The sequence below is a fragment of the Mesorhizobium sp. dw_380 genome (assembly GCF_018588885.1).
GTDB lineage: Bacteria > Pseudomonadota > Alphaproteobacteria > Rhizobiales > Rhizobiaceae > Mesorhizobium.
In genome coordinates this window covers 13,541-37,104 of record NZ_JAFFIW010000045.1, presented here as the reverse complement: position 1 = coordinate 37,104, position 23,564 = coordinate 13,541, and the positions used below count along the sequence as shown (strand labels likewise).

At 62.8% G+C, this 23,564-nt stretch carries 24 protein-coding genes; 4 read left to right on the top strand and 20 right to left on the bottom strand.

Annotation, left to right across the window (positions count from 1 at the left end; genetic code table 11):
• Nucleotides 1-31: 31 nt before the first annotated feature.
• Nucleotides 32-259, bottom strand: coding sequence for a hypothetical protein (locus JT360_RS28360; protein WP_214475928.1), 228 nt, complete (start codon nucleotides 257-259; stop codon nucleotides 32-34).
• A gap of 52 nt (nucleotides 260-311) precedes the next feature.
• Entirely contained in the window at nucleotides 312-1,643 is a 1,332-nt protein-coding gene (locus JT360_RS28355) for a dihydroorotase (RefSeq protein WP_214475926.1), read from the bottom strand.
• Between the two features lie 82 nt (nucleotides 1,644-1,725).
• On the opposite strand from JT360_RS28355, the gene ygfZ reads away from it, so the two are divergent.
• The 3 genes from ygfZ to JT360_RS28340 all read left to right on the top strand — a co-directional run bounded on the left by ygfZ (nucleotide 1,726) and on the right by JT360_RS28340 (nucleotide 5,420).
• Nucleotides 1,726-2,583, top strand: coding sequence for a CAF17-like 4Fe-4S cluster assembly/insertion protein YgfZ (gene ygfZ / locus JT360_RS28350; protein WP_214475924.1), 858 nt, complete (start codon nucleotides 1,726-1,728; stop codon nucleotides 2,581-2,583).
• Entirely contained in the window at nucleotides 2,583-3,218 is a 636-nt protein-coding gene (locus JT360_RS28345) for a YfbR-like 5'-deoxynucleotidase (protein ID WP_214475922.1), read from the top strand. Before ygfZ ends, JT360_RS28345 begins: the two co-directional genes overlap by 1 nt.
• A gap of 63 nt (nucleotides 3,219-3,281) precedes the next feature.
• Nucleotides 3,282-5,420, top strand: coding sequence for a putative bifunctional diguanylate cyclase/phosphodiesterase (locus JT360_RS28340; protein ID WP_214475920.1), 2,139 nt, complete (start codon nucleotides 3,282-3,284; stop codon nucleotides 5,418-5,420).
• Between the two features lie 9 nt (nucleotides 5,421-5,429).
• Here JT360_RS28340 and JT360_RS28335 read toward each other — a convergent pair whose 3' ends face one another.
• Nucleotides 5,430-6,320 carry a fatty acid desaturase family protein gene (locus tag JT360_RS28335; RefSeq protein ID WP_214475918.1) on the bottom strand — a complete coding sequence of 297 codons (891 nt, stop codon included), beginning with the start codon at nucleotides 6,318-6,320 and terminating at the stop codon, nucleotides 5,430-5,432.
• A 112-nt stretch (nucleotides 6,321-6,432) separates the two neighbouring features.
• On the opposite strand from JT360_RS28335, the gene JT360_RS28330 reads away from it, so the two are divergent.
• Nucleotides 6,433-7,350: a LysR substrate-binding domain-containing protein gene (locus JT360_RS28330; protein ID WP_214475916.1), complete on the top strand. Its 918-nt coding sequence runs from the start codon at nucleotides 6,433-6,435 to the stop codon at nucleotides 7,348-7,350.
• A gap of 17 nt (nucleotides 7,351-7,367) precedes the next feature.
• On the opposite strand, the gene JT360_RS28325 is transcribed toward JT360_RS28330, so the two are convergent.
• From JT360_RS28325 to pyrE, 17 genes are all read right to left on the bottom strand, one after another.
• The gene (locus JT360_RS28325) at nucleotides 7,368-7,640 is read right to left on the bottom strand and encodes a DUF3303 domain-containing protein (RefSeq protein WP_214475914.1); all 273 of its coding nucleotides are present in this window, start codon (nucleotides 7,638-7,640) and stop codon (nucleotides 7,368-7,370) included.
• Nucleotides 7,641-7,657: 17 nt separating this feature from the next.
• Complete coding sequence (locus JT360_RS28320) at nucleotides 7,658-9,121, bottom strand: RimK family ATP-grasp domain-containing protein (RefSeq protein ID WP_214475913.1); 1,464 nt, start codon at nucleotides 9,119-9,121, stop codon at nucleotides 7,658-7,660.
• Nucleotides 9,118-10,224 (bottom strand): peptidase C39 family protein, encoded by a 1,107-nt coding sequence (locus JT360_RS28315; protein ID WP_214475911.1) that lies wholly within the window; start codon nucleotides 10,222-10,224, stop codon nucleotides 9,118-9,120. Before JT360_RS28315 ends, JT360_RS28320 begins: the two co-directional genes overlap by 4 nt.
• Before the next feature lie 187 nt (nucleotides 10,225-10,411).
• A complete protein-coding gene (locus JT360_RS28310) occupies nucleotides 10,412-11,203 on the bottom strand; it encodes an anti-sigma factor family protein (protein ID WP_214475909.1) in 792 nt (263 codons plus the stop codon).
• Nucleotides 11,200-11,718 (bottom strand): RNA polymerase sigma factor, encoded by a 519-nt coding sequence (locus JT360_RS28305; RefSeq protein ID WP_214475907.1) that lies wholly within the window; start codon nucleotides 11,716-11,718, stop codon nucleotides 11,200-11,202. The genes JT360_RS28310 and JT360_RS28305 overlap by 4 nt, the downstream gene beginning before the upstream one ends.
• 174 nt (nucleotides 11,719-11,892) lie before the next feature.
• The gene (locus JT360_RS28300; RefSeq protein ID WP_214475906.1) at nucleotides 11,893-14,631 is read right to left on the bottom strand and encodes a DUF2339 domain-containing protein; all 2,739 of its coding nucleotides are present in this window, start codon (nucleotides 14,629-14,631) and stop codon (nucleotides 11,893-11,895) included.
• An 83-nt stretch (nucleotides 14,632-14,714) separates the two neighbouring features.
• Nucleotides 14,715-15,233 carry a PaaI family thioesterase gene (locus tag JT360_RS28295; RefSeq protein ID WP_214475904.1) on the bottom strand — a complete coding sequence of 173 codons (519 nt, stop codon included), beginning with the start codon at nucleotides 15,231-15,233 and terminating at the stop codon, nucleotides 14,715-14,717.
• Nucleotides 15,230-16,003 carry a DNA repair protein RecO gene (gene recO, locus JT360_RS28290; RefSeq protein ID WP_214475902.1) on the bottom strand — a complete coding sequence of 258 codons (774 nt, stop codon included), beginning with the start codon at nucleotides 16,001-16,003 and terminating at the stop codon, nucleotides 15,230-15,232. Before recO ends, JT360_RS28295 begins: the two co-directional genes overlap by 4 nt.
• 136 nt (nucleotides 16,004-16,139) lie before the next feature.
• The gene (locus tag JT360_RS28285) at nucleotides 16,140-17,297 is read right to left on the bottom strand and encodes a porin (protein ID WP_214475900.1); all 1,158 of its coding nucleotides are present in this window, start codon (nucleotides 17,295-17,297) and stop codon (nucleotides 16,140-16,142) included.
• 618 nt (nucleotides 17,298-17,915) lie between these two features.
• On the bottom strand, nucleotides 17,916-18,806 hold the full coding sequence (locus JT360_RS28280; protein ID WP_214475898.1) for an aminoglycoside phosphotransferase family protein: 891 nt from the start codon (nucleotides 18,804-18,806) through the stop codon (nucleotides 17,916-17,918).
• Nucleotides 18,807-18,811: 5 nt separating this feature from the next.
• The gene (era, locus tag JT360_RS28275) at nucleotides 18,812-19,744 is read right to left on the bottom strand and encodes a GTPase Era (protein ID WP_214475897.1); all 933 of its coding nucleotides are present in this window, start codon (nucleotides 19,742-19,744) and stop codon (nucleotides 18,812-18,814) included.
• Entirely contained in the window at nucleotides 19,729-20,460 is a 732-nt protein-coding gene (gene rnc, locus JT360_RS28270; protein ID WP_214475962.1) for a ribonuclease III, read from the bottom strand. The genes era and rnc overlap by 16 nt, the downstream gene beginning before the upstream one ends.
• Nucleotides 20,447-21,196 carry a signal peptidase I gene (gene lepB, locus JT360_RS28265; protein ID WP_214475963.1) on the bottom strand — a complete coding sequence of 250 codons (750 nt, stop codon included), beginning with the start codon at nucleotides 21,194-21,196 and terminating at the stop codon, nucleotides 20,447-20,449. The genes rnc and lepB overlap by 14 nt, the downstream gene beginning before the upstream one ends.
• A gap of 78 nt (nucleotides 21,197-21,274) precedes the next feature.
• The gene (acpS, locus tag JT360_RS28260; RefSeq protein ID WP_214475895.1) at nucleotides 21,275-21,688 is read right to left on the bottom strand and encodes a holo-ACP synthase; all 414 of its coding nucleotides are present in this window, start codon (nucleotides 21,686-21,688) and stop codon (nucleotides 21,275-21,277) included.
• A complete protein-coding gene (locus tag JT360_RS28255) occupies nucleotides 21,685-22,284 on the bottom strand; it encodes a DUF2062 domain-containing protein (protein ID WP_214475893.1) in 600 nt (199 codons plus the stop codon). The genes acpS and JT360_RS28255 overlap by 4 nt, the downstream gene beginning before the upstream one ends.
• A 265-nt stretch (nucleotides 22,285-22,549) precedes the next feature.
• Entirely contained in the window at nucleotides 22,550-22,930 is a 381-nt protein-coding gene (locus JT360_RS28250; protein WP_214475891.1) for a VOC family protein, read from the bottom strand.
• 13 nt (nucleotides 22,931-22,943) lie between these two features.
• Nucleotides 22,944-23,522, bottom strand: coding sequence for an orotate phosphoribosyltransferase (pyrE, locus tag JT360_RS28245; protein WP_214475889.1), 579 nt, complete (start codon nucleotides 23,520-23,522; stop codon nucleotides 22,944-22,946).
• Nucleotides 23,523-23,564: the final 42 nt, after the last annotated feature.

Sequence of the window (23,564 nt, the reverse complement as noted above, 5' to 3'; positions counted from 1 at the left end):
TTGCGGAGAGATCAGGAAGGAAAACGAAACTTTAGCCAGTGGTCAAAAGAATGCCATGGCCGAATTTGTCCGCCAGGTTCTGGATAAGCAGCCTTTCAGATGGTGTCAGGCGCTTTTGATCGACAAAGCGCCAGTTCCGCTCGTAGATGGCGAAAGCCTCCTCGGCAGGAATCGGGCGCGTTGCATCGCGGTGCCAGACGAGTGCCTGGAGTTCCGGAAACTCAGCGGGAACAATCATTGGCGCGATGTCTGTGTGCATAACCCCCTCAACTTAGTGGATCGTGCCTAAGAAATCCAACGCTGTGAAATAGCTATGCGGGCAGCGCCTCGGAGAACTCCACCGCCCTGCCCTGGCCCGGCGTCACGATCTCGCCCTCCCACATGATGCGCTGGCCGCGAATGACGGTGCCGACCGGCCAGCCGGTCACTTGCTTGCCGTCATAAGGCGTCCAGCCGGCTTTCGAGCCGGCTTGGGCATTGGTGATGGTTTCGCGCCGCTTCATGTCGACGATGGTGAAGTCGGCATCGTAGCCGGCGGCGATGCGGCCTTTTCTGGCCATGCCGAAGATGCGCTGTGGGCCGTGGCTGGACAGGTCGACGAAGCGTTGCAAGGTCAGCCGGCCAGCATTGACGTGGTCGAGCATGATCGGCACCAGCGTCTGTACCCCGGTCATGCCCGAGGGTGAAGCCGGATACGGCTTTGCCTTTTCGGCCAGCGTGTGCGGCGCGTGGTCGGAGCCGAGCACGTCGACGATGCCTTGTGCAATGCCATGCCAGACACCATCGCGATGGCGTCTGGCGCGCACCGGCGGGTTCATCTGGATCAGCGTGCCGAGCTGGGCATAGTCGTCGGCGCTCAGCGTCAGATGGTGTGGCGTCGCCTCACAGGTCGCGACATCCTTATGCTGTTCGAGGAACAAGATCTCCTCGGCGGTCGAGATGTGCAGGACATGGATGCGGGCGCGAACATCCCGCGCGATGCGCACCAGCCGTTCGGTGCAGCGCAGGGCGGCGATCTCGTCACGCCAGACCGGGTGCGATGACGGATCACCATTGATGCGCTCGCCCAGACGCTCGCGCAGCCGGAACTCATCCTCCGAATGAAAAGCGGCACGGCGGCGGGTATTCCTCAGGATCGAGGCGACGCCTTCGTCATCCTCGACCAGCAGGTCGCCGGTGGATGAACCCATGAAGACCTTTATTCCCGCAGCACCCGGCAACCGCTCGAGCTCGCCGACATCCCTGGCGTTGTCGCGGGTGCCGCCGACCCAGAACGCAAAATCGCAATGCATGCGGCCACTGCCGCGGCGAACCTTGTCGGCAAGCGTTGCCTCGCTGGTGGTCAACGGATTGGTGTTGGGCATCTCGAACACCGCTGTGACACCGCCCAGCACCGCTGCCCGCGAGCCCGTTTCCAGGTCTTCCTTGTGCTCCAATCCGGGCTCGCGAAAATGCACCTGGCTGTCGACGACTCCCGGCAGGATATGCAGGCCATGGCATTCGATCGTCTCGCCGGCCGAAGCCTGGCGGAGATCGCCGATCGCGGCGATGCGCCCTGCCTTCACGCCGATGTCGCGTCGGCCCTCGCCGTCATGGTTGACCACCATGCCGCCTGTCAGGATGAGGTCGTAAGTGTTGGCCATGCTGATCGATCTCTTGCGGGGGGAGTGTCAGCGGCTTACGTAATGGCCAACCGTTTTGCAAGATCAGGCTTTTATCCGCCCCATGCCCTTTGCCCTGCTGAAAGACCGCGCTCTCATCTCCGTCTCGGGCCCGGATGCCGAGCACTTTCTGCAAAACATCCTGACCACCGACCTCGATGCACTGCGCGAAAGCGAAGCAAAGCCCGGCGCACTGTTGACGCCGCAGGGCAAGATCCTGTTCGACTTCCTGATCTCGCGAGCCGGTGAAAACGCCTTCCGGCTCGAATGCCGTGCCGACATTTCAGATGATTTCATCCGCCGGCTGATGCTCTACAGGCTTCGCGCCAAGGTCGAGATTAGCAAGTCGGAACAGGCGTTTGTCACCATTGCGTGGGGAACAGAGTCAATCGCCTCAGAAACTGATCCAACGGCGCTTGCCGACAGGCGCTTTCATGAGAGCGTCACGCGCTCCTATGCCGGCACCGCAGAGACCGGCGACGACGATGCATGGCAGGCCTTCCGCATCGCCCACGGCGTCGCCGAAAGCGGCGCAGATTATGCGTTGGGCGACGCCTTCCCGCACGATGTGCTGCTCGACGAGATGGGCGGCGTCGGTTTCAGGAAGGGCTGCTATGTCGGCCAGGAAGTCGTCTCGCGCATGCAGCATCGCGGCACGGCCAGGCGGCGCCTGCTGATTGTCCAAGCCGGGCTTCCCCTGCCTGCCGCTGGTACCGAGGTTACGGTCGAGGGACGGCCGGTCGGCACGCTCGGCTCGAACTCCGGCGCCACTGGGCTTGCCATTGCCCGCGTCGACAGGGTCAAGGCGGCGCTGGACGCCAGCCAGCCGATCCTGGCGGGCGATGTGCCGGTGACGCTGGCCATTCCCGCCTGGGCCAAATTCAGTTTCCCGCAGGAAACCGTCAGCGCGGAGGACGCCTGATGGCGGCGGACCGCACCGGCGCGCCGCCACGCGCCTGGCAGCGCATGCTGTCCGGCCGCCGGCTCGACCTGCTCGACCCCTCGCCGCTCGACATCGAGATTTCGGACATTGCCCATGGCTTGGCCCGTGTCGCCCGCTGGAACGGCCAGACCAGCGGCGAGCATGCCTTTTCGGTCGCCCAGCATTCGCTTCTGGTCGAAGCCCTGTTCAACGACCTGATGCCCCAGGCGTCGGCCACCGACCGCCTCGCCGCGCTGCTGCACGATGCGCCTGAATATGTCATCGGCGACATGATCTCGCCGTTCAAGTCGGTGATGGGCGGCAGCTACAAGGACTGCGAATTGCGCCTGCAGCGCGCCATCCATCTTCGCTTCTCGCTGCCCCCCGACCTGGCTGCGGCATTGCGCAAGGAGATCAAGCGCGCCGACCAGATCGCCGCCTATTTCGAGGCAACGCTGCTGGCCGGCTTTTCCACCGCCGAGGCGACGGAGTTCTTCGGCCGCCCGCGCGGTTTTTCCGCCGAGCGTTTCGATTTCACACCGCGCTCCGTGACCTGGGCGCAGAATGCATTCCTGAAGCGGTTTTCGGCGATCGAGACGTCGCGGCACCAGGTTCCGACGTCGGCGGTAGGATAGAAAACGCTAAATTAACCGAGAAACGTCCACAGTGCGATGTTCGATCAGCACCGCAGGCGCCCCATGCCCGTCGTGGATGTCAAGGATGGTTCGGTCGTCCCGGAGCGGGTGGCCGAAGGCGTGGAGCGCCCACGCCGCATGGAAGACGAACTGCGCGAACAGAACGAACGCTTTTCAGCCGCTGTCGAGAACATGTCGCATGGCCTGTGCATGTTCGACGCCGACGAGCGCATGATCATCTGCAATGGCAATTACCTGAACATTTTCCGCCTCGACCCCAAGGTGATACGGCCCGGCATCCGCTTCATCGACATTCTGCGGCACAGCGTCGACATCGGCATCGCCTCGCAGAGCGCCGACGAACTCTATGCCATCCGCAAACCCTATATCGACCAGGCGAAACCCTCGACCTACGAGGAGGCGCTGGCAGACGGCCGCATCATCCGCATCTCGCATCGCCCGCTGGCCTCGGGCGGTTGGGTCTCTATCTACGAGGACATCACCGAACAGCGGCGCGCCGAACAGGATCTGAAGGAACAGCATCGCCGCTTCGACGCAGCGCTCGCCAACATGTCGCAAGGCCTGCTGATGTACGACGCCGACGGCAAGATGATCGTGCGCAACGAGCGATTTCTGGAACTTTACAACGTCACCGCGGCGGATTTCCCGCTTGGAACGACGCATCGCGACGCGCTCGAACGCTTGCTGGAACTCGGCATCTATACGCAGATCGACGTCGACAGCGAAGTCGCCAAGACCGAAGCCTGCCGACGGGCGGGAAAAATCCATTCGGCCTATCGGCATCTTACCGACGGCAGGACGATCCTGGTCACACGCCGGCCGATGAGCGGCGGCTGGGTGGCGACTTTCGACGACGTCACCGAACGCCGCCTCGCCGAAGAGCGCATGACCCATCTTGCGCATCACGACACGCTGACCGGACTGCCCAACCGCTCGATGTTTCGCGAACGGCTCGACCTCGCGCTGGAAGACGCGGCGGCCGCGCCGTTGGCGATCTTCTCGCTCGATCTCGACCGCTTCAAGGCGGTCAACGACAGCTGGGGGCACCCGGCCGGCGACTGGCTGCTGAAATGTGTGGCCGAGAGGCTGCAGCGTTGCCTGCGCAGTGAAACAGACATCGTCGCCCGCTTTGGGGGCGATGAGTTCGTCGTCATGCAGTTCAATTTCAAGGGCATCGCCGATGCTGAAAAACTGGCGAAGCGCATCATCGAAGCGGTCGCAAAACCGTTTCGCGACAAGAGCCGGGACATGCATGTCGGCATCAGCCTGGGGATCGCCGTCTTTCCAGACGATGGCAGGGACGCCGATACGCTGCTGAAAAACGCCGACACGGCGCTTTATCGGGCGAAGAGCGAAGGACGCAGCCTTTATCGTTTCTTCGAGCCCGCAATGGACGCCATAGTGCAGGCCCGCCGGGCGCTTGAGGTCGACCTCGAGGCCGCGCTGCCGCGCCAGGAATTCGATCTCGATTTCCAGCCCATCATGAACATCGCGTCCGGCGAGATCATTGGTGCGGAAGCCTTGATGCGCTGGCATTCGCCGGCGCGCGGCACGGTCGGGCCGGACGACTTCATTCCGGTCGCCGAAGAAACCGGACTGATCGTGCCGCTTGGCGAGTGGGCGCTGAGGAAGGCCTGCGCGGCGGCGGCAAGCTGGCCTCCCGGCTTGCGCATCGCGGTCAATGTCTCGGCCGTTCAGCTCAAAAGCGGCGGCTTTGCCCGCGACGTCATCTCGGCTTTGGCCTTTTCGGGCGTGCCAGCCGGGCGGCTGGAACTGGAAATCACCGAAACCGTGCTGATGGACGAGAGCAAAGCGGTGCTGAAGACGCTGCGACAGTTGCGCGATCTCGGCATCCGCATCGCGCTGGATGATTTCGGCACCGGCTATTCCTCGCTCGGCTACCTCAGACGGTTCCCAGTCGACAAGATCAAGATCGACCGTTCGTTCATCCGCGACATGGGCAATCGGGACACGGCGGCGATCGTTCGCACCATTATCGGACTGGGTGCCGAACTCGGCATCACTGTCACGGCCGAGGGTGTCGAGACAGAGGCGCAACTCGACATGCTGCGCAAGAATGGCTGTACCGAGGCTCAGGGGTATTTGATTGGCGTGCCGTCAAGCGCGGCGGAGATCCAGCGTCTGTTGAAGTCGCGTGCGGCGCGCAGCCAGACCGGCTGATGGCATCGGTCAGCTCAGCGTTTCGATGTATTTCTCGTGGAAACTGACATAGCCGGGCTCGACCACCTTCAGATGCCGCTCGATCAGCGCGTGAAACCGCGGCAATTGATGGAACGGCACTCCGGGATAGGCATGATGCTCGGCGTGGAACGGCATATTCCAGGCGAGCTTGCGGACAAGCCAGTTGGTCAGCGTCGTCCTGGTGTTTTCCAGCATGTTGGCAACGAAGGGACAGCGGCCGTGCTCGGCCAGCAAATAGAGGCGCAGGAATGGCTGTCCGAGCAAAGCGGGAACGATCCAGACATAGAGAAGCACGGAGAGCCGGAAATAGACGGCGAGCAGAATGACCACGGCATAGAAGGCAATCATGGCACGCGCCTCGACACGAACCTTGGGTCGGCCCTTCGGCGGCACATAGCTGTCCTGGCTGCTGCCGACGGCGTTGGCGTAGAGCGTCTTGAAATGGCCCCACCACACCGGAATGCCGGAAACGTGCACAAGATACTGCCGCAGCGTCTCCGGTTTCGGGGGCGCCAGTTCCGGGTCGTTGTCCGGATCCTGGGTGAAGCGGTGATGGGCGAAATGGAAATAGCGGAACCAGTCGGCCGGCAGCGCGAGTGCCAGGCTGCACACCCGCGCCACGGCGTCATTCAGCCACTGCGTACCGAAGGCCGTGCGATGAACCGTCTCATGCAGCAGCGTGAACAGGAACACGATCAGGATGCCTTGCGGCAGCATCAGCAGCGGCCAGAATGGCACCTTTGCCGCAATCAGCGACCCGATGACCGCGATCGCACCCCAGTGCGCGCCGAGTTGAACGAGACCTGCGAGATCGGACTTGGCCGTCAGGCGATTGCGCTCTTCCGGGGTTAGTGACGCGATTATGTCGCGATGATCCATCGGCTTCGATCCAGGGTGGCGATTTGATGACCCTAGTGTAATCGCTGAGAAAGCTTTCCAAAAGCGACGATTCCTGCAAATTGGATAAGCTTACCTTATCTAACCGGCGATCATGGTCACATCTCCATCCCTGAAAGGACTTCAGGCTTTCGAGGCCGCGGCGCGCACAGGCAGCTTTGCCGCGGCGGCGGAAGAGCTTTCGGTTTCGGCCGCCGCCGTCAGCCAGCTTATCCGCACCGTCGAGGAACAGATGGGCCGCAAGCTGTTCCACCGCGTCAACCGGCGCGTCGTCCTGACCGAGGCCGGCGTCGAGATGCTGCCCAGGCTGACCATGGCTTTCCAGGAGATCGGCAGCGTCTCTCGTGAACTGGGCGGAGATGCATTCCGCCCACGTCTGGTGGTCTCGGTACCGCCATCCATGGCCATGGGTTGGCTTTCGCAGCGTCTGGCGGGCTTCGTCGCAAGCCATGGCGCCGCCGATATATCGCTGCGAGGCGACGACGACCCGGTGCCGTTCGACCGCGAGCTGATCGACATCAGGCTCTCCTATGGTCCGCATTATCGCGAGCACCCGACCGAGGACATCGTCCGGGACGCCGTCTATCCCGTCTGCGCGCCGGGGCTTGCCAGCGCTATCAAGACGGATGGAGGACCGCTCGCCGGACTGCCGCTGATCCACACCGACTGGGGGCCGACGGGCGCGGCGTTTCCGGCCTGGCGCAACTGGTTCGAGGCCGCCGGTGTCCAACCCGGCCGGGCAGTGCAGCGCGGCCTCTCGGCCAACTCATCGCGCGCGGCACTCGACCTCGCCATTTCGGGGCTGGGTCTGGCGCTGGCGCAAGGGGTCTATTGTGCCGAGGCAGTGGAGGATGGCAGGCTGGTCCGGCCCGCCGCCAGGGCGATCGCGCTGCGCCAGCCCTATTGCCTGACGATCCCGGAGAGGAGCGCAAGGCGCGATGTCGTGGCGGAATTCCGCGATTGGCTGATCAACGAATGCCAGCGCGCGGTGGGCTCGCCGGCGCTCCGTTGACCTGACAGATGGCGCGGTCAGAGATGTCCGCTCAACGCCGTCACCATGTCCTTGTTCGCCGCCACGGGAATGATCTCGAACTCCACCAGATCAGCCCATTCGATGACCCAGCACTGCAGCAGCGTGACGTCATCGGTCTCCACCAGCAGGAAGCAGCGGCTCATATCCGCCGCGATCCAGCTGTGATGCACGACAAGCTCCTCCGGCTTCAGGCGGCCCCGATCGCGAAAGCGGCGGTAAATCTCCTTGCGGTCGCAGCCGGTGAAATCCTCGATCACGATGAACTGCATGTTTCGCCTCGGTTGAATTACCGCCCCGGCCGGTCGAGCCGCTCCAGGAACCACTGCGTCAGCCGGACCCAGACCTCGTCCTTCTCGCCGGAATCCTCCCAGCCATGGTCGAGATTGGGGTTGTCGTTGACCTCGATGACGAAGACGCCGTCCTTGGTCTCCTTGAGGTCGACGCCGTAAAGGCCGTCGCCGATGCAGCGCGCCGCCTTGACCGCGGTCTCGACCACATGGGGCGGCGTCTCCTTCAGCGTGAAGGTCTTGATGCCGCCCTGGTCGGGCTTGCCATTGGCCTTGTGGTTGACAATCTGCCAGTGCTTCTTGGCCATCAGGTAATGCACGGCAAAAAGCGGCTGGCCGCCGAGCACGCCGACGCGCCAGTCATACTCGGTCGGAATGAACTTCTGCGCGATGAGGAGGTCGGAATCCTCCAGCCATTCGGTCGCGAGCCGTGTCAGCTCCTCCAGAGTCTCGCATTTCTTGACACCGCGCGAGAAGGAGGAATCCGGGATCTTCAGCACCAGCGGAAAGCCCAGTGTCTGTGCGGCCAGTTCGAAGTCGGAGGTTCCGGCGATCATCACTGTCGGTGGCACCGGCACCTTGTTGTAAGCCATCAGTTCGTTGAGATAGACCTTGTTGGTGCAGCGGATCATCGACAGCGGGTCGTCGATAACCGGCATGCCTTCCTGCTGGGCACGGCGAGCGAAACGGTAGGTGTGGTTGGAGATCGTGGTGGTCTCGCGGATGAACAGCGCATCGTAGTTCGCGAGCTTGGCGAGGTCCTTCCTGGTGATGGGCTCGATTTCGACACCCATCTTTTCGGCGATCTTGGCCCAGTAGCGCAGCGACGAGATTTCCGACGGCGGCAATTCCTCATGCGGATCGACCAGCGTGGCGAAGGTGTAGCGCGCCGGCGTGCGACCCTTGGTGTCGCGCCATTCGCGGTTGGTGTAGGTCTCCAGGCACTGGATAAAGCTCTTTTCCTCCTCCTCGGTCATGCGCGCCAGCGGATGGAAGCCGATCTTGCGGATCGAGGCCCATTCGGCGCTGTCCTTGATGTGGACTTCCAGCGCCGGCGCCCGGAACCAATCGAACAACAACTTGGCGAAACGGTCCCACACCTTGGAAGGCCCGATGCCGAAGAAGACGCACACCTTGGCCGGAAAGGCGCCGCCGAGATCCTTGCGGCATTTGTTGAGCGCCAGTTCCAGTTCCGGCAGCGCATGCTCGTAGAGCTTGCGCTCCGACAGGTCGATCATCGTCTCGACGGTCGGTATGACCTTGTGGCCGCGCGAACTCGCCAGCAGCGAGGCATAGTAGCCGCGGCTCTGGTAGCCGTAGTTGTTCGACAGGTTGATGACCTTCGGCCGTTGGCCGCGAAACAGCGCCGGGTGCGCGAGGTAGTCGCGATTGGTGATGATCTTGTGCGGTGTCGCCACCTGGTCGAGATCGCTCTGCCGGCCTGTAAGGATGACCCAGGTCATTGTGTGTCGCGCTTCCCCAGAGTGATGGCGGCACGCAGTCCATCGCGGCCGAACTGCGCCATGTTCATGAAGATGCCGTAAGGCACCGGAATGTTGGCGGCATCAAGGATGGTTTCCTGCCTTTCGTCCTCGACCCAGGGATCGTGGATCAGAATATGATCGCCGTCATCGCCGATGGCCAGCACCCAGTGCGGCACCTTCTTGCCGAACATCAGAAAGCCGCTGATCAGCACCAGCACAAGTTTTCCCCCGGCGATCGCGGTGCGGATATCATCGATGGTGAACGGACGATAATTCACCGGGATGCCGTAAAGTTCCGCACGGCGGCGAAAGTCGACCTGGGCCAGTTCCATCACCCGGCGCTTGTCCTCGCTGCGCACCGACTGCAGGAACAGCGCGCCATAGAAGGAAACGAAAATCTCCGCCGCGAGCCCGCTTTCATAGCCCGAGACAGCCAGGCCGAATGGCTCGCAGCCGCCCGGTCCCGACATCATGAAAACAGTGGTCGCCTCTCGCCAAAGCCGAATTTCCATCACCGGATCGGGCACGAAACCATGGTCGAAATTCGCCATCGCCATCATCAGGCAGCATGGGCCGCAGGTGAACTCGCAGGTCTGCTGATAAAACGGCACCCTGGTGGCGACCGGAAGGTCGCCGCGCAGGGTCTTTTCATAACGAAGCGCCGTCGCGCCATCCTCGTAATAGCCCGGCTCGCGGCCGATCTTGCGGTAGCCCGCCTGTTCATAGATGCAGATGGCGCGGGCATTGTCCTCGCGCACTTCGAGACGCAGCATCATGCGATTATGTTCGAAGGCTGCCTCCTCCGCCGACGACAGCAGCTGGCGGCCGACACCAAGTCCACCGAAAAATGGACCGACGGCTATGGAGTAGAGCCGTGCGACGCCACTGCCCTTGCGAAACAGCACGATCGTATAGCCGGCGACGCGGCCGTCGACTTCGGCGACCAGTGTCTCGGCGGTTTCGCGCTCGATGAACAGACGAAAGGAGCGGCGGGAAATGCGGTCGCTCGAGAAAACGGCTTTCTCGATGGCGGCGAGATCATCGACGTCAGACGCGCGGGCCGTACGGATCTCGGCAGGCATGCGACTTAAGAAAACCTCCCCGGTCAAAAGCGTCGCAAACACCAGCCGAAGCGCCGGCATTCATCTAGCGCTATCGCTCCTTGATTAGGGCCGAATTGTGACAGTTTCCGCGGCCGCAGGGAAGCGCGCCGGCTTTGAGCAGGATCGCTGTTTTCAAGAGCCGCGGCTGCCAATAATCGCGGCCAACTCAGCTTGCAAGGCCCGCCACGAGCTGGCCGTAGGCATTTTTTGCCACGGCCGCCAACTGCTCACGCGGCAGAGAGCCGACGACGGCGCAGCCATAGCCCTTGTCCAGCCAGTAGACGGCCTGTGGGCCGTCCTGCGCCGAAGCATAGGTGCCCTTGGCGTTCTCCGTGGATTCCGCGGTGACGAACAGAGATATGCGCTCGCCCTTGTCATTCTCGTACAGCAGCATCGCGGCCTTGCTTTCGCCGGCAGGCAGCAGCCGGCCGCCGACCAGTTGGAAGCCGTTTGCGGTCAGGTCCGGCGCCACCAGCTTCAAGCCGACCCGGTTGGACAGCCAGGTCTGCAAATGATCCTTGTCGCTGGCCGGCACTTCCACCGCATGCCGCTTCTCGGCGGCGTAGATGACATGGGCGGCGATTGCCTGTTCGGCGAGCTTATCCTCCGCCGGATCCTCCTGCCCCATGCCGCCGATACCGGCGAAGTAACCGCCAAATCCGCCCGTGGCCAAAAGCACGGCTGCCGCGGCGGCGAGCCACCAGCGCGAGCGCGGCGCCCCAGCCTTGGTGGGCGCTTCGCCGAGCACCACCTTGCGCAGGCGCACGGGAACAGGCTCATCCAGGACGCCGGCCAAGGCTGAGCGCAACACCTCCCGGTCGGCGGTGAAGCGGGCGCTCCTGGCCTTCATCTCGGGATTGGCGTTGAGCCAGGCATCGTAGGCTGCACGCTCATCGGCCGGCAGTTCGCCGTCGAGCGCCATGTGGATGTCACGTTCGGAAAAATCGCGGCGGATCATTTCTCGACGATCCTTATCGCGCGGCGGCGCGCCGTGTCATCCAGCAAGCCGCGCAGCTCTTCACGCCCGCGCGCAATGCGCGACATCAGCGTGCCAGCGGGAACGCCCAGAATGTTGGCGGCCTCGGCGTAGGAAAAGCCTTCGATGGCGACCATGACAAGGGCCGCGCGGCGATCGGGGCTGATCGCCTGCAACGCATCGATGATCTCGCGCGAAGCGATGCCATCCAGCTGCTCGGCCGGCTGGGCAACCGCCTCGCCCGCTTCCAGGGGCAGCATCGCCGCTTCACCGCGGCGGTTCACCTTGCGCATCTGGTCGATGAACAAATGATGCATGATCGTAAACAGCCACCTCCGGGGGCTTTCTCCTGTCTGCCAGTTGTCGAGCCGCAGCAATGCACGCTCGAGGCAGTCCTGAACGAGGTCGTCGGCAGAATCGCGGTCGCGCAAAAGCGAGCGTGCGTAGCGGCGCAGTCGCGGTATTTCGCCAAGGATTGCTGCCTTCTTTTCGTCCATGACCGCTGGTTCTGAGGTCGCCCTTGTTAATCCCGATTGAACGCGCCTTCCTGGCGCGGCGCAAGCGGCCAGCGCGAAGCGGTCCGCCGCCCCGGTCACCCAAGCAATGAGATAACGAGCCCGTTGGCCGATTTATTCCCGGCCGGACTGAAATCTTGTTGTTCCTGCTTGCCTTTATCCATTTTCCTTCGCCGCCCGGGTCAGCAGCCGCTGATAAAAGAGACCGATGCCGATCAGCACGGCGCCAAGGCCGATAAAGGAGAGCGCCCTGAGCACGCCTTCCAGTTCCGACATGTCGAACAGGAAGACCTTCAGCACCGCAACCGCGATCAGCGCGGCGGAGGCAATGCGCAACACCTGTGATTTCAGCCACACGCCGGCGGTGAGCAATGCCACGCCTATCACCAGCCACAACGCCGAATAGGTGTAGGTTTCCAATTGGCCGAGCCCGCTCCACAGGCCGATGAACTCGCCCTTGAACAGACGCCTCACCGAGAGCGTGGCGTAGGCGAAGGCAAGCAGGGCCGCAACCAGCGCCAGCATTTGCGCATACCATTTCGGCCGCTTGTCCCTGCTATAGAGTGCCAGCCCGCCGGCAGCGACGGCCGGCAAGAGATAGGCGAGGAACAATAGGTTGAACACCGGGATCCGGCCGGTCGATTCGTCTGACAACAGCGGATTCAGCACCACGAAATGCCGGATGACGATGAAGGCGACCGAAACCACACCGGCGGCCATCGAACCATAGCGCAGCACCGAACTTGGCGAGCGCATGTCGATGGCGACCAGGATGGCTCCGGCGCCGATGGCGATCAGCGTATAGATCGCTTGCTCGGCGAGCGTCATCGCACCCGTGTCGATGACACCGCCATGCATGGCATGACGGACCAGCATGGCGAGCGTCAGCAGTGCAAACAGTGCCGCCGCCGCTTCCATGGCAAGGCGCGGCCGGCCGTTGGTGGTGCGGGCGAGCTGCCAGGCGGCGAAGCCGAAGGCGAGCGCCGGGACGCCATAGCCCGGCAGCAGCCAGTTGAACACCGGCGTCGTCGACAGGAACTCGGCGCCGACGATGGTCGGGTCGAAGGCGACGCGGCCAAGCACGGCAATCACGGCACCAACCGAAATCCAGCCAAGCACTGGGTAGGAGCGCCAACGGGTGGCCAGCGCAGGCACGACGGCCGCCGCACCAAGCAGAATGGTGGTCCAGCCGGAACCGAAAGCCATGTGCAGCATCAAGAGGCCGGCGACCGCTGCGCCGCCGAGGACAAACGACACCGCCATGCCGCCTCTGAGCGGCGGCTCCTCGGCGCGCGCGATCCACTCGCCGCCGGCGGCGAAGACCACGACCAGCAGCGCTGCGACGGCGGCGTAGACAAAGTCGCGGTCGAGATTGCCGAAGGTGAACCAGAGCGCCAGCAGGATGACCAGCGGCACAATGACACCCCATGCCGCCCAAGAGGCTGACCGTGGCCCGGACGATGCCGCGAACCTGCGGGCGGCCCACAAGCCTACGCCTATGAAGACAAGGCCCAGTGCGATGCCGATGCGCAAGGTCAAAGCATTGGACGTGGCCACGGGCAAGCCATCGATACCAAGAGCGCCGGCCGAAAAATCGGAAGCAATCGATGTTGGCGGGATAATGCCGAGATAGATCAGCACCGTCGCCAGTCCGGCGGCATAAAGCAGCGGCAGCGCCAGCGGGCGATAGAGCGCGACGGCCACCATCGCCGCGAGGATCGCGGCGCCCGGCAGAGCATAGCCGGCCGCAGTGAAGGCCGGATCGACCGACAGGCCCAGCGCCGAGAAGGCAACGAACAGGCCAGGCACAATGGACGGCCAATCGAAAGCCCCAGCGGTTTCGTCGCGATGGCCGCCGAGCCAGACAAGAGCGAGCACGGCCAATGTGACGGCGTCGATGAACAGGATGGCGGAGAGGTTCGCACCGGGTGCGTCGGTCATGTAGAGGATGGTCCAGACGCCGGTGCCGAAAAAGGCCGCCGCCATCAGCAGCTTCCAGTCGCGCACGCGGGCAATGACGCCGGTGGCGGCGAGCACGATGGCGAGATAACCGAACAACGCCCACGGATTCGGTGCCTGCGAGGCGATCAGCACCGGCGTCACCATGGCGCCGACGAGACCGATGCCGGCCAGCGCCTGGCCATGGACGAGAGCAGCGGTGATTGTGGCAATGCCGATGGCGCCGAGCAGGGTGAAGGCGAGCGCCGGGCCGATGAAGCCGTAAATGCCGTGCGCGGCATAGACGGTACCGAACAGGATGAAGGCACCGGCCGCCGTCAGGATCGCCGGAATATAGGCGCCGGCAGCACCTTGCACAGGCACCCTGAAGCCGGTGCGGCGGATGAACTCGCCGCCGGCGACCAGCACCAGCCCGAGCACCGCTGCCATGGTAAGCCGCACGCCGGGACCGAAAATGCCGGCTTCGATGGTGTAGCGGATCAGGAAGAGGCCGCCCAGCGCCAGCGCGATGCCGCCGACCCAGACCGCCCAGCGCGTGCCGAGCGCTGTTTCGATGTCCGGTTTGCCGGGTGCCTTGGCTGCTGCTGTCGGCTCCGTGGGTTGCGCTGCCTTCGGCTCGCCCGCGCCCCACGGCCCGGACACAGCCTCACTGGTCACGGCTACCGGCTCAAGAGCCGGCGGCGCTTGCGCCGGGGCGGGCTCGCTCACCGCGGGCGCAGCCATGTCGGCCGCGGCTCGTGCTGAATCCACATCGGCGGGTTTGCTGTCGATCGCGGCCTGCTCGGACGCCTCGGCGGCGCGCGGCACGGCGCCTGAAAGGACGAGGCTGCGCAGCGCGCCAAGCTCGCGCTCGATCAGACCAATGCGGGTCTGCTGGCGCGAAATGATGACGAACAAGGCGATGATGGCGACAAGGCCGATCAGGCTTTCAAACATGGCGGTTCCCCCAAACCAGGCCAGTTTTCACTGACGTTTCATCTCACTGACATTCAAATGCGGCGGCTAAACGGCTGGAAAACTCAACGTGCCGCAAGATTGGCGGCTGGGAATATCGAACATGTCTCGGTGCCGAAAGCCAGCAGCTTGCCGCCGGCATCCTTCAGCGTCGCTTCCGAAACGGCGAGCGTGCGACCCTTGTGGACCACCTTGCCTTCGCAGACCACCTCGCCAGTCCTGGGTGTGATCGGCCGCGTCAGGTTCACCTTGAATTCCGCCGTCGTGTAGGCCTCGCCCCGTTCGAGCAGCGTCTGCACGGCGCAGGCCAGTGCCGAATCGAGCAGCGTCGCCGCCCAGCCGCCATGGACGCCACCCAGCGGGTTGAGGTGGCGCTCATTCGGCACGCCGCGGAACACGGCGCGACCTTCCGACACTTCGGTCAGCGCGAAACTCAGCTGGAACGAGATCGGCGGCGCCGGATATTTGCCGTCGATGATGCGCTGCAGCAGTTCGAGGCCGGTATACTCCGAAATGTCGGCGTGCGGTATGGTGCCAAGGCCGAGCGGCGAGATCCGGCCCGGATAGAGTTCGATTTCGCTCATGTGATGATTTCTCTGGCGGCATCGTCTCCAGCAATGGTCTTGCGCGCTGCGTGATGTTTGCGCAGTGCGGCAAGAAAGCCGGCGCGGGCATCGGGCTGCTCGATGCCGCGCGGCTCATAGACGTGTCGGTTAAAGAAAAAGCCGGTGAGCCGGAAGGCATCCTCGACTGCCGCCGGATCCGCGCGCAGGCCGGGGCCGCGCAGGAAGGCCGGCAGCGCCAGCATCTTGTCGCGCCATGGCGCGCCGGCTTCGCGCGATACCGCACGGCCCGATTTCGGCGAGACATAGGCAAGATCCTGCCTCGTGCCGGTAGCGGCGCATTGGCTGAGATCGAGGCCGAAGCCGAGTTCATCGAGGATCAGAAGCTCGAAGCGCGCCACCAGTTCGCCGGCCGCATCGGCGTCGTCGAGATGGACGATCATCACGGCGAGCGCCTCGTAAAGGCCGCCATGGGCATCACGCTCCGGCAACAGGCGCAGATGCGCGGCCATGGTCTGCAGCCCGTAGACCGCCACCGCGCTGTCCATCAACCGGGCGGCGTTCATCTCGATCGGCTCGGCCTGGAACGTGCCGAGATGCTCGTCAAGGCGCGCCCGCCACAAGAGATCGACGCGATTGCCGGGCTGGAGAACGGGTTGCTGCTTGCGCGAACGACCACCGCGAACAAGACCGAGATGGCGGCCATGCGCGCGCGTCATCACCTCGAGGATGGCGCTGGTTTCGCCATGCTTGCGGGTGCCGAGAATGATTCCCTCGTCGCGCCATTCCATGCCGCGAGCTTTTCACCGATCGGGTGGCGAAATCAAGGTATCGGCCTGGCGCCGGGGCCGGCTCTCGCAACGGCGCATAAAAAAGCCGCCCGCAGCGATATGTGCTGCGGGCGGTTTGGTGAGGTCAGTCGGTTCGTTAGAAGTTGCGCTGGAAACGGACGATGCCGCCGACGCTATCCTTCTTGTTGGCCTTCGTCGGGTTGCCGAAGGGGGTGCCATCGTCGAAGTGGCCGAAATGGTCCCAGTCTACTTCGGTCGTGATCGTGAAGCCCGGGACGATGGTGTAGGCGACGTTCGCGGCAAGAGCATAGTTCTTGTCGTCGTCAGCCGAAGCCTGGACGTTGAACGAGGTCTTGTCGTTGAACTTGTAGGTGCCGCCACCCCAGACAGCCCAGTTGCCGCCCCAAGGCTTGTATTGGCTGCGGCCATTGGTGAAGTCGACGAGGTTGTCGTCGGTGCCATAGCCGCCCATGATGAACAGCGACAGTTCCTTGGTGACGTTGACGTCCAAACGAACCTTGCCGGCCACTTCCTCGTAATTGCTGTCATAGGCGACGACGCCTGTGATCGCACCCCAGTCGGCCTTGTACTTCAAGCCGCCGACGACATGCGGGACATAGCTGTCGATCGTGTTGACGCCGGTGCCTTCCTCGAGCGAGACCACGCCCGTGAAACCGCTTCCAGCGTCGAAATAGTACTGGACGACGTTGGTGTCCTTGATGCCATACGGGATGATCGTGTCCTGTATGACGTTGCCGGCATAACCGATGAACTGGTCGTATGCCGTCTCATCCTTACCGATGCGCAGACCACCAAGCTGGATCCAGGCGAAGTTCAGCGAAGTCTTGCTGGTTCCATCTGCCTTGGTATTGCCGGCCTGCCAGCCAGTGCCGCCACCTGTGTAGTCGCCAGAGGAGTTGCCGAACTGGAAGCGGGTTTCGGTAAAGGTCTTCAACGTGCCGAGCTCGGTTTCCTGGCCGGTATAGGTCCTCAGCGTGAAGCGCATGTTCTTATAGTAGGTGTCGTGCCTATCGCCGTCCATGTGATCGGGAACGTTGTTGACGCCATCCAGCGTGCCGGCATCGCCAACGCCGATGTCATAGCGGAGATAGCCGCCGATGCGCAGGCAGGTCTCGGTGCCCGGGATGTAGAAGTAGCCGGCGCCGTAGACGTCGCAGATCTTGACGTATTCGGCCGGTTCCGGCTCGGCGACGACGACAGCGTCCGCGGCGCGAGCGCCGGACACCGCGATCAATGCCGCGGCTGAGCCGAGAAGGAGGCTCTTGATGTTCATTTTCTGACCTCTCCAGTCAAAGTTAAAAATGGCTTCGGATTTGTGGCTGGCGGATATGTTTTCCCGCCTCACCCCCACAACGAAAAAGGCTCGCACCGCGTCCCCTTTTCGCGGCGAACATACCCAGCGATCTTCCGCCTTCAATGACGATTTTGGAAATAACAGCGATTACGCGAACAGATTAATCATGTGTTGCACAAATAACACTTATCGAAGTGGCGAATGGCACAATCGGCACAACGTCATGTGATCAATATATATCCAGATAATTTCTCGGATAAGTATGGTCATCAACACATAATAACCCAATAGATGGACCAAAAATTGGGATTTATGGCTATTTCTAGTGGGAATTTCCGTCATTTTTTCGTTCCACGAACGCCAGAAGCATCAGCTTGTCCTCCGATGTCGTGACGAAACACCCCATGCCGTCCGTTGGGGCTGCCATGTCTTGCGGGCCGGTCGAAACGCAGCGGAGCGCTGTCGCTTCGTGATTGTGACAGCAGCCTCTCGCGCGACCGCGTGCCGGCGCGTGTCGCTGGAGGAACTCCCATGCTCTATGACGCCCAAAGTGACAGGCGTGAGCGAACGAGAAGAAAGAACGCTCGAAGAATCACATCAGGCGCCGCGCCCGTGGTCGGCCAGCACCGCGTCGATGACGCGCCAGGATTTTTCGACTTCAACCGGGTTGTCTATATGGCCGGCGGCGGTGATCAGCGCCTTCCACAGCGCCCAGCCACGTCCGCGTGCCCAGGTCGCATCATCTAAGGCAAGACCGGCGCGGAAGGCCTGCCTGCTTTCGCCTTCGAACAAGGTCCAGGCGATCGCCAGGTCGCATGAGGGGTCGCCGACGCCTGAGGTGCCGAAGTCGATCACCGCGCTCAGGCGGCCTCCTTCGACAAGGAGGTTGCCCCAGCTGACATCGCCATGGAACCATACGGGCCGCCCTCGCCAGGTCGCAGCAAGAGCTTCCTCCCAAACGGCACTCGCTACGCTCGCATCGATGCGGCTGCCGAGTGCGGTGATCGCTTGCCTTGTCTCGCCGTCATAGACGGTCAGCGGCCCGCCTCGAAAGAAATTGTGCTGCCCTGGCGGTGGTCCGCCGGACGCGTCGATGCGTTTCAGCGCAATCAGGAAACCGGCCAGATCCGCCGCGAATTGCGACAGGTTGGCGATGCGCTCCCGTTTCGCTGTCTCGCCTTCGATCCAGCCATAGACGGACCAATGCCAGGGATAGCCTTCGGCCGGAATTCCCATCGCCAGCGGTACCGGGATGGGCAGCGGCAAAAGCGGCGCCAGCTTCGGCAGCCAGCGATGCTCCTTCTCCACCTGCAGGGAATAGGCGGCAGCGCTTGGCAACCGTACGCTCATCTCATCGCCAAGATGAAAGGTCCTGTTGTCCCATCCGTCAGATTCAACCGGCTTGACGGCAAGGTCCTTCCACTGGGGAAATTGAGCGGCGACCAACCGGCGGACGAGAACTTCGTGGATGTTCGGCTTGCCGTCCATCGACCCTAGTGCGGGAATTCGAGACCCATCTCGCGATAACGTTCGGGATCGTCGCCCCAGTTCTCGCGCACCTTGACGAACAGGAAGAGGTGCACCTTCTGCTCAAGAATGCCTGCAATCTCCATGCGCGCCGCCTGGCCGATGGCGCGGATGGTTTCGCCCTTGTGGCCAAGCACGATCTTCTTCTGGCTGTCGCGCTCGACATAGATGGTCTGGTCGATGCGCACCGAGCCGTCCTTCTTCTCCTCCCATTTCTCGGTCTCGATATGGGAGGAATAGGGCAGTTCCTGATGCAGCCTGAGATAGAGTTTTTCGCGGGTGATCTCGGCCGCGAGCTGGCGCATCGGCAGGTCGGAAATCTGGTCTTCCGGATAGTACCAGGGGCCGGCTGGCAGCGCCTGCGCCAGATAGTCGAGCAAATCCTCGCAGCCGGAGCCGGTCAGCGCCGAGACCATGAAGGTGCGCTGGAACGGCACTTTCTCGTTCGCCGCAGCGGACAGGGCCAGAAGCGTTTCGTGCTTGACCCGGTCGACCTTGTTGAGGATCAGCGCCATCGGCTGGCGCACGTCCTTCAGTCGTTCGAGGATGGCATCGGCATCGCCCCGAATGCCGCGCTCGGCATCGATCAAAAGCAGCACGATGTCGGCATCCTTGGCGCCGCCCCATGCGGTGGTCACCATCGCCGTATCGAGGCGCCGCTTGGGCTTGAAGATGCCCGGAGTGTCGACGAAGACGATCTGCGCATTGTCATGCGTGGCGATGCCGCGCACGATGGCGCGTGTCGTCTGCACCTTGTGGGTGACGATCGACACCTTGGCGCCGACCAACTGGTTGACCAGCGTCGACTTGCCCGCATTCGGCGCGCCGATCAGCGCGACAAAGCCGGAGTGCGTGGCAGGGGCTTCAGCAGTTTCGATATCGGTCATGCCGCGTTCCATACACCTTCGCGCAGCAAAAGGGCAGCCGCCGCGGCCTGCTCGGCCTCACGCTTGGAACGGCCGCTGCCGGTTGCCGGCTGAAATGCGCCAACCCTGACAGTGACTGTAAACAGCGGATCGTGGTCCGGCCCCTCGCGGCTGTCGATCTGGTAGGTGGGAACTGCACTCGCCGCCTGATGCGCCCATTCCTGCAATTCGGTCTTGGCGTCACGACGCGCCGCGCCCGAAGCCTGCGAACGCGGATGCCAGTATCTGTGGATGAAAGCGCGTGCCGCCTGCAGGCCACCATCGAGGTAGAGCACGGCGATCAGCGATTCCAGTGCGTCGGCGCGCAGATTGACGCGCTTGCGACCTTCGAGCCCGCGCACATCCGATCCGGCGCGGATCAGGTCCGGCAGCCCGATATCCTCGGCGATCTCGGAAAGCGCCTCGGCGTTGACCAGCGCATTGAGCCGCAGCGACAATTCGCCTTCCGCCGCATCAGGAAACGCGGCCAGCAGCATGTCGGCGACAACCAGTCCAAGAACCCGGTCACCGAGAAATTCGAAACGCTCATAGTCGGTGCCGGCATTGACGCCACGGGCACTGGCATGGGTCAGCGCACGCTGCAAACGCTGGCGGTCGACAAAGGCATGGCCCGTGCGTTCCACTAGCGCTTCGGCGAGCGCATCGGCGGTCAACCGTTTTGTTGCCGCCATGGTCCTAGTTGACGAAATGGAACAGGCGCGAAACGCGCATCAGCGACGGCCACTTCCAGATTTCGAGCGGGCTTGCCTTGCCGCCGATCGAGAAGAAGACAAGATTGGCGCGGCCAACCAGGTTCTCGGCCGGAACGTAGCCAACGGTGAACCGGCTGTCAGCGGAATTGTCCCTGTTGTCGCCCATCATGAAATAGTGGCCGGGCGGCACGTCGAATTCACGCGTGTTGTCGCCGATCGAATTCGGATTGAGGTCAAGCGTATCGTAGCTGATGCCATTGGGCAGGGTTTCCCGGTAGACATCGATCGGCTGAGGCATTTCGGTGATATCGGGATTGTCGATCTGGCCGGTTTTCACGCGCGGCACGCCGACGCCGTTGATGAACAGCTGGCCATTCTTCATCTGGATCTTGTCGCCGGGCAGGCCGATCACGCGCTTGATGTAGTCAACGGAAGGATCGGGCGGGAACTTGAACACCACCACGTCGCCACGCTTGGGCTCGGAGCCCCAGATGCGGCCCGAGAAAATGTCAGGCCCGAAAGGCAGTGAATAGCGTGAGTAACCGTAGGACCATTTGGTGACGAACAGATAGTCGCCTTCCAGAAGCGTCGGCCGCATCGATCCCGACGGGATCGAAAAGGGCTGGAACAAGAGCGTGCGAATGACCAGCGCAAGCAAAAGCGCCTGGACGATGACGCTGACGGTTTCGCCAAGGCCGCCGGATTTCTTCTGGGATTTTTCAGCCACGCTCATGTCGTCCTCGATTGTGCGTTCGATGGTATAGAGTCTCGGCGCGCGCTGGGCAACGTCAATGCCGGTCGTCAGATGCAATCAATGTGGCGCTTCTTCGACGGGCAACGCCTCGATGATCACAAAGGCTTGAGCATGCGGGAAATCATCCGTGATGGTGAGGTGGATCGCTGCCCGATGGCCGCGGGGCAGGATCTTTTGCAGTCGCGCCAGCGCTCCGCCGGTCAGCGCCATGGTCGGCGCTCCGCTGGGCAGGTTGACGACGCCCATGTCGCGCCAGAAGACACCTTGCGCCAGACCCGTCCCCAATGCCTTGGCGCAAGCCTCCTTGGCGGCGAAGCGCTTGGCGTAAGAGGCAGCGCGGGCACGTCGGTTCTCCGAACGCGCCTGTTCGACCTCGGTATAAATCCTCTGGACGAAGCGCTGACCGTGACGCTCCAACGAATTCTCGATACGCCTGATGTCGATCAGATCGCTGCCGATGCCTATGATCATCGTGCGGCGGAACCGATGCCTGGGCCAGGATGGGACGACTGCTCACGGCGGCTTGCACGCTCAGCCAGCCGCTTGCGTCTTTGCTCGCGAAAGACATTCATGCCCCAGCGCGTGACAAAGTAGAACAGGAGGCCGAACACCAGCCCTAGCGGCACCGCGCCGATCAGCATAGGCTCCAGCACGGGATGCCACAGTTTCGCGAAGGAGAGCTTGTGCATCATCTCGCCCATATGCGCGGGCGGGCCATGCGCCGGCAGGCGATCGTGCAGGATGAGCTTGCCGGTTTCCCAGGATGCGCCCCAGAGCAGCGGAAAAGTCAGCGGATTGCCAAAGAAAACAGCGCCGAGTGCCGCCGCCACCAGATTGCCGGCGATCACCCAACACAGGACGGCGGCAATGATGAAATGAAAGCCCACGGGAAAGAACGAAGCGAAGACACCAGCCGCGACACCGGCCGCCACCGCATGCGGCGTGGCTTTCAGCCGCAGGATGCGCTTGGAGAAATACTGGAGCGAGCGCGAAAACGAACGGCGCGGCCACAGATAGGTACGCACCCGCTCGAGAAAACCATCAGGCTTGCGGCGACGAAAAAGCACTCTTTTCCTATTCCCGGTAACTCAAAACTTGCGTGCCGGCTGTTTTCAGCCGGGCTTCGACCGCCACATCTTGCGCTTGACGGTCACCCAAAGGCAATCGCCACTTTGATATAGCTATCCGCAACCCCGACAACAACCGAAGGCCAGCCGCACAGCGGCCGCAACGCCATAATTTTTGGTAAGGTCACCCCTCCAACACGCGACAATCGCGGCGAATTTAAGAAGCGGCCTCGGCTTTCTTTGTCGCAGCCGATTGCTTGGGACACTACCGCAGGTATCGGCTGACTTCGACTAGGTCACCATCGGGATCGCGGAAATAGACCGACATCATCGGACCCCGCGCCCCGACGCGTTCGACGGGTCCCAGCTCGAGCACAACGCCATTGGCGTCGAGACGGTCACGGATTTCCTCGAGCGGCCTTTCGGTGATGAGGCAGAAATCGCCCGAACCTGGCGTCGGCGACTTCGCCTTCGGCTCGAAAGTGCGGCTGATTTCGTGGACGTTGATCTTCTGGCCGCCAAAGGCCAGCGCCGTCGGCAGGCCCGGCGTGTCGATGCGCTCGAAACCCAGCACGCGCTGGTAAAAGGCACAGGTCGCTTCGAGCGATGCCACCGTCAACACGAAGTGATCGATGCCGGCGATCATTTCGACCTCCTCGTCAAATGTTGCGGCTGCCGGGCTTGATCGCAGGTATCGCGGCAAGCTCCGGCGGCAGCCGATCCGGCGGATAGGCCGGCACTTCATATTCGGCAAGTGCGATCAGCGGCACGCCGACATTCGTCTTGCCGGCCGAACGATCGATGATGCAGGCGGCCGCCACCACATCAGCGCCAAGCTCGCGCAGGCAGTCGATGGTTTCCCGGATCGACAGGCCCGTGGTGACGATATCCTCGACGATGACGACGCGCGCACCCCGAGCGATCTCGAAGCGGCGCAGGCGGAACTCGCCCCCTTCCCGCTCGACCCAGATCGCCGGCACGCCGAGATGGCGTGAGGTCTCGTAAGCCGGGATCAGGCCGCCGATCGCCGGGCCGACGACATAATCTATCTTGCCTGGCACCGCGGCGCGGATCTTCTCGGCCAGCGCCTTGCACAGCCGCTCGGTCTTGTCGGCATGCATGAACACGCGCGCCTTCTGCAGGAAGACCGGGCTGCGCAGGCCCGACGTCAAGATGAAATGCCCCTCCAGAACAGCACCCGCCTCGCGGAAAATGCCCAGCACTTCATCGGTGTTCATTGTTCGCTCCATGTCCGGTGGTCAGTAGTGAATAGTGAATGG

Coding starts and splice junctions, on each gene's coding strand:
- JT360_RS28285 (WP_214475900.1), bottom strand. CDS start 17,297: ATGAACATCAAGAGCCTCCTTCTCGGCTCAGCCGCGGCATTGATCGCG.
- recO (WP_214475902.1), bottom strand. CDS start 16,003: ATGGAATGGCGCGACGAGGGAATCATTCTCGGCACCCGCAAGCATGGC.
- JT360_RS28295 (WP_214475904.1), bottom strand. CDS start 15,233: ATGAGCGAAATCGAACTCTATCCGGGCCGGATCTCGCCGCTCGGCCTT.
- JT360_RS28360 (WP_214475928.1), bottom strand. CDS start 259: ATGCACACAGACATCGCGCCAATGATTGTTCCCGCTGAGTTTCCGGAA.
- pyrE (WP_214475889.1), bottom strand. CDS start 23,522: ATGAACACCGATGAAGTGCTGGGCATTTTCCGCGAGGCGGGTGCTGTT.
- JT360_RS28310 (WP_214475909.1), bottom strand. CDS start 11,203: ATGATCCGCCGCGATTTTTCCGAACGTGACATCCACATGGCGCTCGAC.
- acpS (WP_214475895.1), bottom strand. CDS start 21,688: ATGATCATAGGCATCGGCAGCGATCTGATCGACATCAGGCGTATCGAG.
- ygfZ (WP_214475924.1), top strand. CDS start 1,726: ATGCCCTTTGCCCTGCTGAAAGACCGCGCTCTCATCTCCGTCTCGGGC.
- JT360_RS28315 (WP_214475911.1), bottom strand. CDS start 10,224: ATGCCTGCCGAGATCCGTACGGCCCGCGCGTCTGACGTCGATGATCTC.
- JT360_RS28305 (WP_214475907.1), bottom strand. CDS start 11,718: ATGGACGAAAAGAAGGCAGCAATCCTTGGCGAAATACCGCGACTGCGC.
- JT360_RS28330 (WP_214475916.1), top strand. CDS start 6,433: ATGGTCACATCTCCATCCCTGAAAGGACTTCAGGCTTTCGAGGCCGCG.
- JT360_RS28325 (WP_214475914.1), bottom strand. CDS start 7,640: ATGCAGTTCATCGTGATCGAGGATTTCACCGGCTGCGACCGCAAGGAG.
- JT360_RS28355 (WP_214475926.1), bottom strand. CDS start 1,643: ATGGCCAACACTTACGACCTCATCCTGACAGGCGGCATGGTGGTCAAC.
- JT360_RS28340 (WP_214475920.1), top strand. CDS start 3,282: ATGCCCGTCGTGGATGTCAAGGATGGTTCGGTCGTCCCGGAGCGGGTG.
- JT360_RS28250 (WP_214475891.1), bottom strand. CDS start 22,930: ATGATCGCCGGCATCGATCACTTCGTGTTGACGGTGGCATCGCTCGAA.
- lepB (WP_214475963.1), bottom strand. CDS start 21,196: ATGAGCGTGGCTGAAAAATCCCAGAAGAAATCCGGCGGCCTTGGCGAA.
- era (WP_214475897.1), bottom strand. CDS start 19,744: ATGGAACGCGGCATGACCGATATCGAAACTGCTGAAGCCCCTGCCACG.
- JT360_RS28320 (WP_214475913.1), bottom strand. CDS start 9,121: ATGACCTGGGTCATCCTTACAGGCCGGCAGAGCGATCTCGACCAGGTG.
- JT360_RS28280 (WP_214475898.1), bottom strand. CDS start 18,806: ATGGACGGCAAGCCGAACATCCACGAAGTTCTCGTCCGCCGGTTGGTC.
- JT360_RS28345 (WP_214475922.1), top strand. CDS start 2,583: ATGGCGGCGGACCGCACCGGCGCGCCGCCACGCGCCTGGCAGCGCATG.
- JT360_RS28335 (WP_214475918.1), bottom strand. CDS start 6,320: ATGGATCATCGCGACATAATCGCGTCACTAACCCCGGAAGAGCGCAAT.
- JT360_RS28300 (WP_214475906.1), bottom strand. CDS start 14,631: ATGTTTGAAAGCCTGATCGGCCTTGTCGCCATCATCGCCTTGTTCGTC.